Raw genomic sequence first — 12,222 nt, forward strand, 5'->3', positions numbered from 1 at the left:
GCTGCCGTTGAGCACCCAGGTGTCGCCGTCCTCCTTCGCGCGGGTCTTCATCGACGCCGCATCCGAACCGGCCTCCCGCTCGGACAACGCATACGAGGCCATCGCCTCACCCGAGGCGATCGACGGCAACACCTGCTGCTTCAGCTCGTCCGAACCCTTCAAGATCAGGCCCATCGTGCCCAGCTTGTTCACCGCCGGGATCAGCGACGCCGACGCATCGACCCGCGCGACCTCCTCGATCACGATGCACGCCGCGACCGAGTCACCACCCTGCCCGTCGAACTCCTCGGGCACATGGATCGCGTTGAACCCCGACGCGGTCAGAGCCGTCAGTGCTTCCTCCGGGAATCGCGAGTTCTCGTCGACATCAGCCGCGTACGGCTCGATCTCCTTCTCCGAGAGCGCCCGAATCGCCGCACGCAACTCGTCGTGCTCCTCACCGAGCTTGAACAGATCGAAATCGGGGTTGCCGGCCATCAGAACACTCCTCATATGCGCCAGTGAAAAATCGGACTGCTCGCCCGAGTGGAAAGTCGGGCTCTACACCCACGATCGTAATACCGCGGCCAAACTTAGTTACTGGCGGGTAACTGAAGATCGCGTACCTTCCCACCACCGGAGAACGTGGAAGCTAGCCTTGGCCGCAGACATCCCATTCTGCCCGAAAGGTGATCGCCCATGAGCCCGAAAACGTCGCCGGCCGAAGCACTCGCCGACTTCGAGAAATCAGATTTCACCCACTACGGCCAGACACGCACGATCTACCGGCTCGGCAGCGGTCCCGCGGTGATCATCATCGCCGAGATACCCGGCATCACCCCCAAAGTCCTCCGGTTCGCGCGCAAGGTCGCCGAGATCGGCTGCACCGCGGTGCTGCCGAGTCTCTTCGGTGTCGACGGCCTCGATCCGTTGCACGCCGGCGCGGGTGACGCCCGCAGGATGGCCTCGTCACTGGTACCGCGGTGTATCAGCAGCGATTTCACGGTGCTCGCGACCGGGAAGTCGTCGCCGGTCGTCAACTGGTTGCGGGCGCTTGCCGCGTCCGAACACGAGCGGTGCGGCGGCCCGGGGGTCGGGGCGATCGGAATGTGCTTCACCGGGGGTTTCGCACTGGCCATGGCGACCGACGAGCGCCTCCTCGCGCCGGTCGTCGCCCAACCGTCGCTGCCGTTCCGGCCGCTGAACGCACTTGCGGGCAACATCGACATCTCTGCGGAGGAGCTCGAGACGGTGAAGGGCCGGTGCGCCAAGGGCCTGCAGGTGCTCGGGGTCCGGTTCAAGGGCGACAAGCTGTCCCCGCCGAAGCGGTTCGAGTTCCTGCGCGAACAGCTCGGCGAGGCCTTCGTGGCCATCGAACTCGACGACAGCGATGCCGCGCCGTCTCCGCTACCGCCCCACTCCGCGCTGACCGAGCACCTCATCGACGAACCCGGGACGCCCACCAGAGCGGCGCTCGACGACGTACTCGATCTGTTCCGGCGGAGGCTGCTGACCGAACCGGCCTGACCTCGCGCAGATCCGCGGTCAGCCTCCGAGCAGCTTGTCTTGCAACGCTTGATCTTTGGCGAGAACCATGTCGGCCAGATCGGCCTGGAACTGCTCCATCCGGATACGCAGGGCGGGGTCGGAGGAGGCCAGGATCCTGACCGCGAGCAGCCCGGCGTTGCGGGCCCCGCCGACCGACACCGTTGCGACAGGAACCCCGGCGGGCATCTGGACTATCGACAGCAGCGAGTCCATGCCGTCGAGGTATTTCAGCGGGACAGGGACCCCGATCACCGGCAGCGGCGTTGCCGACGCCACCATTCCGGGCAGATGCGCGGCGCCACCCGCACCGGCGATGATCACCGAGAGGCCCCGTCCGGCGGCATCTCGCGCGTAGTCGAGCATGCGCTGCGGAGTACGGTGCGCCGAGACGACCCCCACCTCGAAACGAACCCCGAACTCGGCCAGCGCAACGGCGGCCGCCTCCATCGTCGGCCAGTCGGAATCGCTGCCCATGATCAATCCGACAAGCGGACCGTTCGTGTTCTCACCCACCGTGCACATCCCATCCGTCGGTCCAGATTCCGTGCGACATCCAATGTGCAGCCCGTTCCGCGACTTCCCGCAACTGCGCGACGTAGTCCGGGTCGTCGACGTCGCCTCCCGGCGCGCCCACGATGTTGACGTGGCCGATCTTGCGGTCGGGCCGTTCGCCCTTCCCGTACAGGTGCACCTTCGCCTGCGGGATCCTCGCGAACAGGTGATGCAGGCGTTCGTCCATGGACATGGACGGCGCCTGCTCTGCCCCGAGGATGTTGGCCATCACGGTCGCGGGTGCGAGCACCGAGGTGTCGCCGAGCGGGTAGTCGAGCACCGCCCGCAGATGCTGCTCGAACTGGCCCGTGACCGCGCCGTCCATGCTCCAGTGCCCACTGTTGTGCGGACGCATCGCCAGCTCGTTGACGAGCAGACCCCCGTCGGTCGTCTCGAACAGTTCCACGGCCATGACGCCCACCACGCCGAGTTCTCCGGCCAGGAACAGCGCCAGCCGCTGGGCGCTCTCGGCGAGTTCGGTGTCCAGCCCCGGCGCGGGTGCGATGACCACCGCGCATTGCCCCTTGCGCTGAACCGTCTCGACCACCGGCCAGACAGCACCCTGCCCGAACGGCGAGCGGCCGACCATCGCCGACAACTCCCGTCGCAGCGCGACCTTCTCCTCGGCCATCAGGGCTGTGCCGGCCGGTGCCTCATCGAGCACCGCCAGCGCCTGCTCCCGGTCGTCGATCAGCCACACACCCCGTCCGTCGTAGCCACCGGTGACCGTTTTGAGGACGATGTCCCAGTGATGTCGCTCACCGAACTCGATGAGCGACTCGCGCGGTGAGGTGGATCCCAACTCGACGTAATCGGGCACCGGAGCACCCAGCTCGGCGAGCTTGCGACGCATCCGGAGCTTGTCCTGTGCGTAGATCAGGGCGGTCGGCGGAGGGAGCACCTTGACGCCCTCGGCGACCAATACCTCGAGGTGCCCGACCGGAACGTGCTCGTGGTCGAACGTCAGCGCGTGTGCTCCCCGGGCGGCTGCGCGGAGGTCGTCGAGGTCGGTATGCGAACCGAACACCACGTCAGGGGTCACCTGAGCTGCAGGTTCGTCGGCCGACGCGGCGAGAACCCGGAGGCGCTGACCCATGGCGATGGCCGCCTGATGCGTCATCCTGGCGAGCTGACCCCCACCGATCATCGTCACCACGGGCATACCTGATGCGGCGGCATCCCGGCTGCCGCCCGGCGAATCAGGTGCCGGTGGCACCGTCGTCGCGGTCGGCGCGGGTACCGCGGTCGAATCACTCGTCACGGCTATCCATGTTGTCACGATCTGAGGTGTTCGAATGACACGGGACCGGCCGAGAACGCGCCGGATTAGTTCACCGGCGATGTTTTTTCGTAGACTGCATCCTTGTGTCATTCATCGACGGGCTGATGGCCCGTACCCCGGCGCCCATCAGGGGCCTGGCGATGAAGCACCACGAGCTCATCAAGTTCGCCATCATCGGTGGTTCGATGATGCTTTTCGACATGGCGATCTTCTATTCGCTGAGTCTGACGATCCTCGAGAACAAGCCCGTGGTCGCCAAGATCATCTCGGGTGTTCTCGCCACCATCGTCAGCTACATCCTCAACCGCGAATGGGCGTTCAAGAATCGCGGAGGACGCGAGACCCACCACGAGGCCCTGCTGTTCTTCGCGATCAGCGGCGTCGGTGTGATCTTGCAGGCCGCGCCCCTGTTCGTTGCCAACAACATCTTCGACATCCGCAGTTCCGTCGACGTCACGAAGCTCGTCGTCATCGACTTCGTCCTCGGATACATCATCGGCAACCTGCTGCAGATGGCCTTCCGGTTCTGGGCTCTGCGGCGCTTCGCGTTCCCGGAATCCGACCTTCGCGGTGCCGCGGCCGGTTCCACGGACCTACCCACCACCGCCGACGAGCTCGCGGACGAGGAACTCGGCCACAGCTGAATCCCCCGCCATAGGGGGAATGGGTCGTTCTGGCGAACAAAAGCGCAGGTCGACCCCGCCAGAACAACCCATCATCGGGTCTGACTAACGGGGTTCGGGGCCCTTGGGAAGCACCTGATCGACATCCGACTCGACTTCGTGTCTCGGCACCACGATCGCAAAGGTCGGTGGTCGTCGCTGCAACAGGTCGAGCCGTCCCCCGTCGGCCTCGATCAGCGCACGCGCCAGCGGCAGACCCACACCGCTGGACCCGCCCTCGGAGTACCCGCGCTGGAAGACGTGCGGGGCGCTCTTGTCGCTGACGCCCGCGCCCTGATCCGACACCGAGATCCGGATCATGCCGCTCCCGGGCAGCTCTCGGGTCTCGATCAGGCAGTCACCCTCACCATGGCGCAACGCGTTGTCCACGAGCACGCTCAGGGCCTCGCGCAGGCGCGTCGGGGTGACGCGCGCGGCGCACTCTCCCGACGCCACGGCGGAGAGCGTGCGGTTGTGCACGGCGAACGCCTGCCCGTAGTCGGCCACCACCTGATCCACCTGTTCGGGCACGGCCACCGGATCGAGCCGCGCCACCTGCTCGCCGCGCGCGGCGGTGATCAGTTCGTCGAGCTCGCTGGTGAGCCGCTCGACCTGGGCGAGCGCTGCATCAGCCTCGTCCACCACGTCCTGATCGGGATGGATGGACAACTCGTCGAGTCGCAATCGGATGGCGGTCAGTCTGCTCCGCAGCTGATGGGAGACCTCGCCTACGATCCGGCCCTCACGCTCGAGACGGACGGTGATCTCGCGATTGGCCGTGTCGAGCGCCGACGACACCCGGTCGAGTTCCTCGATGTCGTAGTGCCTGCCCTCGGTCGCGAAGTCCCCCTGGGCCATCCGCGCCGCGCGCGCCGCAACATCCTCCAACGGGTCCGCCAGACGGCCGGCGGTCACCGCCGCCACGACGAGGCCGGCGATGACCGAGGTCGTCACCACCAGTGACACCACACCGACAGCCGCCCACTGCCGGCTGCGGACCTGCGAGTACGGCACCGACAACGTGAGGGAACCCGCTTCGCCGAGGGTCAGTGACTCGGTGACCGGTTCGTCATCGAAGGCGACGCCGATGTCGACCTGGGCCTGTTCCATCCCGTCGGTGGAACTCACCGGAAAAAAGATCTCGAGGCGGCCGCCGTCGGGGACGAGCAGCCGAAATTTGTCGCGATCGAGGTCCCCGGTGATCGAGCCGTCCGGCCCCTCCTGTTCGAGGAGTTCGGCGGAGATCCGCTTGAGACGGTCGTCGAGGTCCTGGTGCGCGGTGTCATCGACCCACCACCAGGCCGTGAACATCAACGGAACACCCAGCAGCAGCCCGATGCCCATGACCATGGCCATCATGGACCGCAGAATCCGGCGGCGCATGTCTAGTCGGGATCAAAACGGAATCCGACACCGCGCACGGTGACGATCCGCTTCTTGCGGCCGGGCCGGTCGTCGCCGATCTTCCGCCGCAGCCAGGAGATGTGCATGTCCAGGGTCTTGGACGAGAGCAGGTCGGGCGTACCCCACACCTCGGTGAGGATCTCCTCGCGGCTCACCACCTCACCGCCGCGTTCCATCAGATACCGCAGCAGATCGAACTCGCGGTTGGCCAGGGTCGCATCCTCCCCGGCCACGAGCACCCGACGCCCGCGGGCATCGAGATGGATGTCGCCCGCCTCGATCACCACGTCGGCGCTCTGCTTACGTCGCAGCAGAGCGCGAACTCGGGCGAGCAACTCGGCCAGCCGGAACGGCTTGCCGACGTAGTCGTCGGCTCCGGCGTCGAGACCGACGACGAAGTCGACCTCATCGGTCCGTGCGGTCAGCATCAGCACAGCGAGCTGGGGACGCACGGCCCGGATGCGTCGACAGACCTCCAGTCCGTCCATCTCGGGCAGCCCGAGATCGAGGACGAGGAGTTCGAATCGCCCGCTGCGGGCCATTTCAAGGGCTTCGGTGCCGGTGGTGACGACCTCGCAGCCGTACCCCTCGCGGCTCAGGGCGCGGGCGAGCGGCGCGGCGATGGCTTCGTCATCTTCGGCCAGCAGAACTTCGGTCACTCTGCCAACTTAGGCGCATCGGGTCCTGAGGCGGTGGCAACCGCCCCGCGCGGTTGTCCACGTGCAGATCGTCCGACCATCACTCCGGCATGTTCGCGAGTTCGACGGCCCGGTTCAGCGTCTCGCGATCGACCACGTCAGCAGCATTCATCGGCTGGGTAAGGACACCCGACTCGCTCGCAATGTCGATCATGAACTTGATGCTGTCGTCGGACAGCCCGCCGTCTTCGGTCCAGAACGGATACTTCTGGATGAGGTCGAACAACTCTCTGAGCGATTCTTCCGAGGGCGGTTCTTCGACGTATTCGTCGACCGCTGCCCGGAACACGCCGAAGTCGGCTTTCAGTTCCTTCATGGCACGCAGCGTGGTGGCGCAGTACCTGGCGGCCAGTTCACGGTTCTGTTCGAGCCACTGGGCCGGGGCGGCCTGAGCCACCTTGATGAATCCGGGGGCGTTCTCGTACAGAGTGGCGATCAGTACCGGTTGGTTCACCGTTTGCGCGGCGCCGTCGTACTGCGTGTCATGGATCACTGTCGCATCCAGCTGCCCGGTCGCCCACGCTTCCGTTCGGGCGCTGGAGCTTTCGATGATCTGCTGATTGGGAATCTCGTCGATGTCACGGGGCTCGCCGACGCCGCTCAACATCGCATTGAGGACGATGGCACCGGCGCCGCCCGGGCTGTCGATGCCCACTCTGGTCGACGGTTCGAACAACTGACCGACGGTGTCCACACCGCCCGCACCGGCAAGGACGAAGTCGTCCATGCTCACGTACGGGCAGAACATCTTGACGTCCTCGCCCTGCTCACGCGCATCCAAGATCGCGGAGACCGACGTCGCCATGACCTCGGCGTCGCCACTGAGCAAGGTCTTCACCGGATCGATGTGGTCATCGAAGATCGTGATGTTCTGCTCGACGCTCATGTCGAGCCCGAAGTCACCTGCGTCTTCGCCCACGCCGTAGACCAGCGGGACCTGCGACGCCTGTGGTTTCGAACCCAACACGATCCGCGGCGACGCCCCCGTGTTCGGTTCGGCTGACTCAGTGCCGGATTCGGCCTGCCCGGTGCTCGGTTCGGCTGACTCGCCGCAGCCGGCGAGTACCAGAGCGCTGATGGTGCCGGCGGCGATCAAACACGTCACCCGGCTCCGACGACTTCTGCTGGACATCTGATCTCCTCATTCGCACTGTTCGATCGCCTGAGCAGATGAGCGGTTGCTGCGGACTCGCACGTGCGGAGACCGGAACCCTCGGCCTCGGGTCCAGCTGACCGTACGCCAGTTGAACAGGCAATACAGGGGAACGATGGGGAAACGGGCCGCCTCCGACCCGATCAGCGGCGGAGGTCGTCGCCGTCCCGGGTGTCGAACACCTCGTGGTAGAGCAGCGAATGTACCCGTTCGACGTGTGGGATGTCGTTGAACTCCAATGGATCCTCGGACGCTGATTCGATGATCAGGGTGCCGGTGCGCAGCACTCGGTCGACCAGTCCGTGCCGGAACTCGACCGAGTTGATGCGCTGCACCGGGATGTCGATACCCGAACGGGTGATGATCCCGTTCCGGTAGGTCACCCGCCGATCGGTCAGCACGAAATGGGTTGTGCGCCAGCTGATGAACGGACGGATGAAGAACCAGATGACGATCACCAGCCAGATCACCCCGATGACTATCCCCAGCACGAGTCTCGCCGTGGAGTTGATGTCCGAGGTCGACAGGTAGCCACCGGCGACACCGGCGAGGGCCGTACCGACGATGAACACAAAGGTCGGGACCAGTAGACACTTCCAGTGCGGATGGTGATGCAGCACCACCCGCTCACCCTGGGCCAGGATGCTCTCGGGATACCCCATCTACCAACCCCCTCCGACTCGCGCCACGCCTCCCGACGACCGTGCGGGCGGTTCCACTGCACCGCAATCAAACCAGATGCCGGGGTCCCGGTGGGCTTCGGCGAGGATTCGCGCGCCACGGCGCCGCTGATCAGTAGACTCACGCGCATAGGGAGGTGCGAGATGTATCCGAACGACCCGAACAAACCGCGTACCGCGCGTTACGACCGGGGCTATGACCCGGACCCACAGGCGTACAGCCAGTCGTACCCACAGCAGCCGGGCTATGACCAGGGCTACGGGCAGCAACCGCCCGCGGACCAGTACTACGCGGCCGCGCCGGCGCAGCCGCCACGCCGCCCCAAGTCGAATCGGCCCCAGGTCAATCCGACCATGTTCATCGGCGGCGTCCTGGCCACCGCGATCGTCACCGGTCTCGCGGCGTGGCTGGTCGCCTGGCTGATCCGATTGGTCATCGAGCGCGTGAACGAGACCGGCAAGTTGGGTGTCTGGAACCCGATGGCCAACGACGAGTACTGGTTCGCCGTGGTGGCCTTCCTGTGCGCGCTCTTCGCCGGAGCTCTCTGGTATGTCCTGCAGTTGGCGACGCCCTCACCCAACCAGTTCTTCTCGTGGATCGTCGGCTTGCTGATCATCGCAGCCGTCCTGATACCGCTGCTGCTCTCGCGGGATTGGACGACAGGTATCTCGACCGCGATCATCCATGCGGTGATCGGCCTGCCGATCCTGTTCCTCGTTCCCGCGATGGGCACGAAGAGCATGGAACGGCGTTAGCGCAGATCCTCAGTCGGCCAATCGCAGGTGGGTGACGTCGCCGGCGGCGACGGCGACGTGCTCACCGCCGGCGACGTCGACCACCACCCGGCCGGTGCTGTCGATCGCGGTGGCCACCCCGACGATCTCGTCGCCGATCGGTAGTTGCACCCGGACCCGGTGCCCGAGCGTCGCGGACGCAGCGCGATAGTCGTCGGCGACGGTTCCGAGATCGGCAGGCCACTGATCGAGCCTGCGCGAGAGTGCGATGAGCAGGGCTGCGGCGAGATCAGCTCTGTCGACCTCCGCGCCTGCCAGGCTCAGTGACGTCGCGGTGGGCACGGGCAGTTCGTCCTCCGACAAGCTGACATTGATGCCGATCCCGATCACGACGACCGGCCCTGCAGGTCCGTGTGTGAGTTCCGCCAGGATGCCTGCGACCTTGCGGCTGTCTCCGTCACCCGGGAGCAGGACGTCATTGGGCCACTTGAGTTCCGGTGTCAGATCACTCACCGCCTCGATCGCCTCGACGACCGCCAGCCCGGTCAGGAGCGGAAGCCACCCCAGCGCGCTCGGCTGATCCGACGTGTCGGCCGCTGCGGCCACCGACAAGGCAACCTGCGAGCGGGGTGGACTCGTCCACGACCGCGAGTGCCTGCCGCGGCCGGCGCTCTGGTGCTCGGCGATGAGGACCGAACCCGTGCTGTCACCCGACCCCGACAGGGCAACCAGGTCGGCGTTGGTCGAACCGGTGTCCTCGACCACCCGGATCGACCGCCATCTGGTGCCCGCCACCTTGGCGATGAGTGCGTCGGGGTCCAGTGGTGGCCGCGTGTCTGTCATGAGGTCACAGCCTAGAGCGGCGACGGCGGATTTATCTGTGTCGAAGAGTACCGGATCAAACATGAGATAAACCTCAGGTTAGCCCGGTCTGCACCCCCGCCAGGCGCTGTGGATAGCATCAAGGCCATGACGAGTGCCCCCCAGGACGCGGAACCGACGCCGGACATCCACACGACCGCAGGAAAGCTCGCTGACCTGCACAATCGCCTTTCCGAGGCGAAGCACCCGGTCGGTGAGGCAGCGGTCGAGAAGACCCACGAAAAAGGCAAGCTCACCGCGCGCGAGCGAATCACCCACCTGCTCGACGACGGCTCGTTCGTCGAACTCGACGCCCTCGCGCGTCATCGCAGCACCAATTTCGGGCTTGCCGAACGACGGCCACTCGGAGACGGTGTCGTCACCGGGTACGGCACCATCGACGGCCGCGAGGTCTGCGTCTTCAGCCAGGACGTCACCGTCTTCGGTGGCAGCCTCGGTGAGGTCTACGGCGAGAAGATCGTCAAGGTGATGGATCTGGCCATCAAGACCGGCCGGCCCCTGGTCGGGATCAACGAGGGCGCAGGCGCCCGTATCCAGGAGGGTGTCGTCTCCCTGGGTCTCTACGGCGAGATCTTCCACCGCAACGTCCGCGCCTCCGGTGTGATCCCGCAGATCTCGCTGATCATGGGCGCAGCGGCCGGCGGGCACGTCTACTCCCCCGCACTGACCGACTTCGTCGTCATGGTCGACAAGACCAGCCAGATGTTCGTCACCGGCCCCGACGTGATCAAGACCGTCACCGGCGAGGACGTGACGATGGAAGACCTCGGTGGCGCACAGACACACATGGCGAAATCCGGTGTGGCGCACTACGTCGCCAGCGATGAGGAAGACGCCCTGGATTACGTCAAGGAGCTGCTGGGCTACCTGCCGAGCAACAACCGGGCCGACCCGCCGCGCCGGCCTGTCGCCGAGCCGGCCGCAGGATCGATCGAGGACACCCTCACCGAGGAGGATCTCGAACTCGACACCCTCATCCCGGACTCTCCGAACCAGCCGTACGACATGCACGAGGTCATCCGCCGCATCCTCGACGACGACGAGTTCCTCGAGGTCCAGGCCGGGCGAGCGACCAACATCATCGTCGGCTTCGGTCGCGTGGACGGTCGCAGCGTCGGCCTGGTGGCCAACCAGCCGACCCAGTTCGCCGGTTGCCTCGACATCAACGCCTCCGAAAAGGCCGCGCGATTCGTCCGCACCTGCGATGCGTTCAACATCCCGATCATCACCCTCGTCGACGTGCCCGGCTTCCTGCCCGGCACCGATCAGGAATTCAACGGCATCATCCGACGCGGCGCCAAATTGCTCTACGCATACGGCGAGGCAACCGTCGGCAAGATCACCGTCATCACGCGCAAGGCGTACGGCGGTGCCTATGACGTCATGGGGTCCAAGCACATGGGCGCCGACGTCAACCTGGCATGGCCGACCGCGCAGATCGCGGTCATGGGCGCCTCGGGTGCCGTCGGATTCGTCTACCGCGGCAAGCTCAAGGATGCTGCAGCCAACGGCGAAGACGTCGACGCGCTGCGTCTGCAACTGCAGCAGGAGTACGAGGACACCCTCGTCAATCCGTACGTCGCCGCAGAGCGGGGTTATGTCGACGCGGTCATCCCGCCGTCGCACACCCGCGGCCAGATAGCCACTGCACTCAAGCTGCTGGAGCGCAAGCTGGTCAACATGCCGCCGAAGAAGCACGGGAACATCCCCCTATGAGCGACGACACGGTGGCAGAGGCCACGGATACCGCACCGGCGAAGCCATTTCTCACCGTCGTGAAAGGCAACCCGTCCGACGCCGAGGTCGCAGCGCTCGTAGGTGTTTTCGCGTCCGCCGGCGGCTCGGATGGACCGGTCGACACCGGACCGCGGAACCTCTGGGGCACTCCGTCCGATCGCCTGCGGGCCGCAACCGGCCTGGCTCCGAGCGTGTTCCCGAACCTCGCGTTCGGCTACTGATACCCGGTGGACGCGCGGTGAGGTCTCGATGACCCGGTTCATCTTGGCATCGGCCTCACCGGCGCGGCTGCGGATCCTGCAGGCAGCCGGACTCGATCCGGCGGTTCACGTGTCCGACGTGGACGAGGATGCCCTCATCGCCGACATCGGTTCGAGCGCACCACCCGCGGACATCGTTGCCGCTCTCGCCAGGGCGAAGGCCGACAGCGTGGTGGCCGCGCTCGATCCCGGACTCCGCGAAGACGCGGTGCTCGTAGGGTGCGATTCGATGCTCCATCATGGCGGTGCGCTCACGGGCAAACCGCATACCGCTGCCGCCGCCCGAGCCCAGTGGCACGCGATGCGCGGCACGGAGGCCGAGCTGTTGACGGGCCATTGCCTGGTGCGGCTGATCGCCGGGGAGATTGCCGCCACCGCGAGCCGAACCGTCGCTACCACAATACGTTTCAGTAGTCCGACGGATGCGCAGATCGACGCTTATGTCGCCACCGAGGAGCCGTTGGCCGTCGCCGGGGCATTCACTCTCGATGGCCGCGGCGGCTGGTTCGTCGATGGGATCGACGGCGACCCGTCCTCGGTGATCGGCATCAGTCTCCCGCTGGTACGCAGTTTGCTCGACGATGTGGGAGTGAGTATCACCGATCTGTGGACAGCGGGCTGACAGAGCGGCCCTCACCTCACCACCGCTA

At 66.0% G+C, this 12,222-nt stretch carries 14 protein-coding genes; 6 read left to right on the plus strand and 8 right to left on the minus strand.

All coding sequences use genetic code 11. The annotated features are described in order from the left end of the window. Positions 1 to 477 (minus strand): acyl-CoA dehydrogenase family protein (locus tag BH683_RS20960; RefSeq protein WP_210405250.1); only part of this gene is annotated, 477 nt, incomplete at its 3' end. 201 nt (positions 478 to 678) lie between these two features. Between BH683_RS20960 and BH683_RS20965 the strand changes: the two genes are divergently transcribed. After that, positions 679 to 1,506: a dienelactone hydrolase family protein gene (locus tag BH683_RS20965; RefSeq protein ID WP_084838232.1), complete on the plus strand. Its 828-nt coding sequence runs from the start codon at positions 679 to 681 to the stop codon at positions 1,504 to 1,506. Positions 1,507 to 1,524: 18 nt separating this feature from the next. On the opposite strand, the gene purE is transcribed toward BH683_RS20965, so the two are convergent. Both purE and BH683_RS20975 read right to left on the minus strand, forming a co-directional pair. Then, entirely contained in the window at positions 1,525 to 2,001 is a 477-nt protein-coding gene (gene purE / locus BH683_RS20970; RefSeq protein WP_084838427.1) for a 5-(carboxyamino)imidazole ribonucleotide mutase, read from the minus strand. 31 nt (positions 2,002 to 2,032) lie between these two features. Continuing rightward, complete coding sequence (locus BH683_RS20975) at positions 2,033 to 3,295, minus strand: 5-(carboxyamino)imidazole ribonucleotide synthase (RefSeq protein WP_281492329.1); 1,263 nt, start codon at positions 3,293 to 3,295, stop codon at positions 2,033 to 2,035. A gap of 149 nt (positions 3,296 to 3,444) precedes the next feature. Between BH683_RS20975 and BH683_RS20980 the strand changes: the two genes are divergently transcribed. Then, entirely contained in the window at positions 3,445 to 4,005 is a 561-nt protein-coding gene (locus BH683_RS20980; protein ID WP_094647638.1) for a GtrA family protein, read from the plus strand. An 84-nt stretch (positions 4,006 to 4,089) separates the two neighbouring features. Here the strand turns inward: BH683_RS20980 and BH683_RS20985 are convergent, their stop codons facing one another. The 4 genes from BH683_RS20985 to BH683_RS21000 form a co-directional block, all read right to left on the minus strand. After that, entirely contained in the window at positions 4,090 to 5,382 is a 1,293-nt protein-coding gene (locus BH683_RS20985; protein WP_246833508.1) for a HAMP domain-containing sensor histidine kinase, read from the minus strand. Positions 5,383 to 5,408: 26 nt separating this feature from the next. Beyond that, on the minus strand, positions 5,409 to 6,086 hold the full coding sequence (locus tag BH683_RS20990) for a response regulator transcription factor (protein ID WP_084838235.1): 678 nt from the start codon (positions 6,084 to 6,086) through the stop codon (positions 5,409 to 5,411). Between the two features lie 79 nt (positions 6,087 to 6,165). After that, positions 6,166 to 7,257, minus strand: coding sequence for a hypothetical protein (locus tag BH683_RS29055; RefSeq protein WP_246833509.1), 1,092 nt, complete (start codon positions 7,255 to 7,257; stop codon positions 6,166 to 6,168). Positions 7,258 to 7,421: 164 nt separating this feature from the next. Beyond that, positions 7,422 to 7,940: a PH domain-containing protein gene (locus BH683_RS21000; RefSeq protein WP_084838236.1), complete on the minus strand. Its 519-nt coding sequence runs from the start codon at positions 7,938 to 7,940 to the stop codon at positions 7,422 to 7,424. A 162-nt stretch (positions 7,941 to 8,102) separates the two neighbouring features. Between BH683_RS21000 and BH683_RS21005 the strand changes: the two genes are divergently transcribed. Continuing rightward, a complete protein-coding gene (locus tag BH683_RS21005) occupies positions 8,103 to 8,714 on the plus strand; it encodes a hypothetical protein (protein ID WP_084838237.1) in 612 nt (203 codons plus the stop codon). Between the two features lie 9 nt (positions 8,715 to 8,723). Here BH683_RS21005 and BH683_RS21010 read toward each other — a convergent pair whose 3' ends face one another. After that, positions 8,724 to 9,536, minus strand: coding sequence for a biotin--[acetyl-CoA-carboxylase] ligase (locus tag BH683_RS21010; protein WP_084838429.1), 813 nt, complete (start codon positions 9,534 to 9,536; stop codon positions 8,724 to 8,726). Positions 9,537 to 9,662: 126 nt separating this feature from the next. Here BH683_RS21010 and BH683_RS21015 point away from each other — a divergent pair, with 126 nt between their 5' ends. Genes BH683_RS21015 through BH683_RS21025 form a run of 3 tightly spaced genes read left to right on the plus strand, consistent with a single transcriptional unit; the run spans position 9,663 to position 12,194 of the window. Further along, positions 9,663 to 11,291: an acyl-CoA carboxylase subunit beta gene (locus BH683_RS21015; RefSeq protein WP_084838430.1), complete on the plus strand. Its 1,629-nt coding sequence runs from the start codon at positions 9,663 to 9,665 to the stop codon at positions 11,289 to 11,291. Further along, complete coding sequence (locus BH683_RS21020; RefSeq protein ID WP_084838238.1) at positions 11,288 to 11,533, plus strand: acyl-CoA carboxylase subunit epsilon; 246 nt, start codon at positions 11,288 to 11,290, stop codon at positions 11,531 to 11,533. Before BH683_RS21015 ends, BH683_RS21020 begins: the two co-directional genes overlap by 4 nt. A gap of 28 nt (positions 11,534 to 11,561) precedes the next feature. Then, positions 11,562 to 12,194 (plus strand): Maf family protein, encoded by a 633-nt coding sequence (locus tag BH683_RS21025; RefSeq protein WP_084838239.1) that lies wholly within the window; start codon positions 11,562 to 11,564, stop codon positions 12,192 to 12,194. Positions 12,195 to 12,222 lie beyond the last annotated feature (28 nt).

The organism is Williamsia sp. 1138, assembly GCF_002095435.2.
In the GTDB taxonomy this organism is placed as follows: Bacteria; Actinomycetota; Actinomycetes; order Mycobacteriales; family Mycobacteriaceae; genus Williamsia.

Coding starts and splice junctions, on each gene's coding strand:
- BH683_RS20965 (WP_084838232.1), top strand. CDS start 679: ATGAGCCCGAAAACGTCGCCGGCCGAAGCACTCGCCGACTTCGAGAAA.
- purE (WP_084838427.1), bottom strand. CDS start 2,001: ATGGGCAGCGATTCCGACTGGCCGACGATGGAGGCGGCCGCCGTTGCG.
- BH683_RS20985 (WP_246833508.1), bottom strand. CDS start 5,382: ATGATGGCCATGGTCATGGGCATCGGGCTGCTGCTGGGTGTTCCGTTG.
- BH683_RS29055 (WP_246833509.1), bottom strand. CDS start 7,257: ATGTCCAGCAGAAGTCGTCGGAGCCGGGTGACGTGTTTGATCGCCGCC.
- BH683_RS21000 (WP_084838236.1), bottom strand. CDS start 7,940: ATGGGGTATCCCGAGAGCATCCTGGCCCAGGGTGAGCGGGTGGTGCTG.
- BH683_RS21005 (WP_084838237.1), top strand. CDS start 8,103: ATGTATCCGAACGACCCGAACAAACCGCGTACCGCGCGTTACGACCGG.
- BH683_RS21010 (WP_084838429.1), bottom strand. CDS start 9,536: ATGACAGACACGCGGCCACCACTGGACCCCGACGCACTCATCGCCAAG.
- BH683_RS21015 (WP_084838430.1), top strand. CDS start 9,663: ATGACGAGTGCCCCCCAGGACGCGGAACCGACGCCGGACATCCACACG.
- BH683_RS21020 (WP_084838238.1), top strand. CDS start 11,288: ATGAGCGACGACACGGTGGCAGAGGCCACGGATACCGCACCGGCGAAG.
- BH683_RS21025 (WP_084838239.1), top strand. CDS start 11,562: ATGACCCGGTTCATCTTGGCATCGGCCTCACCGGCGCGGCTGCGGATC.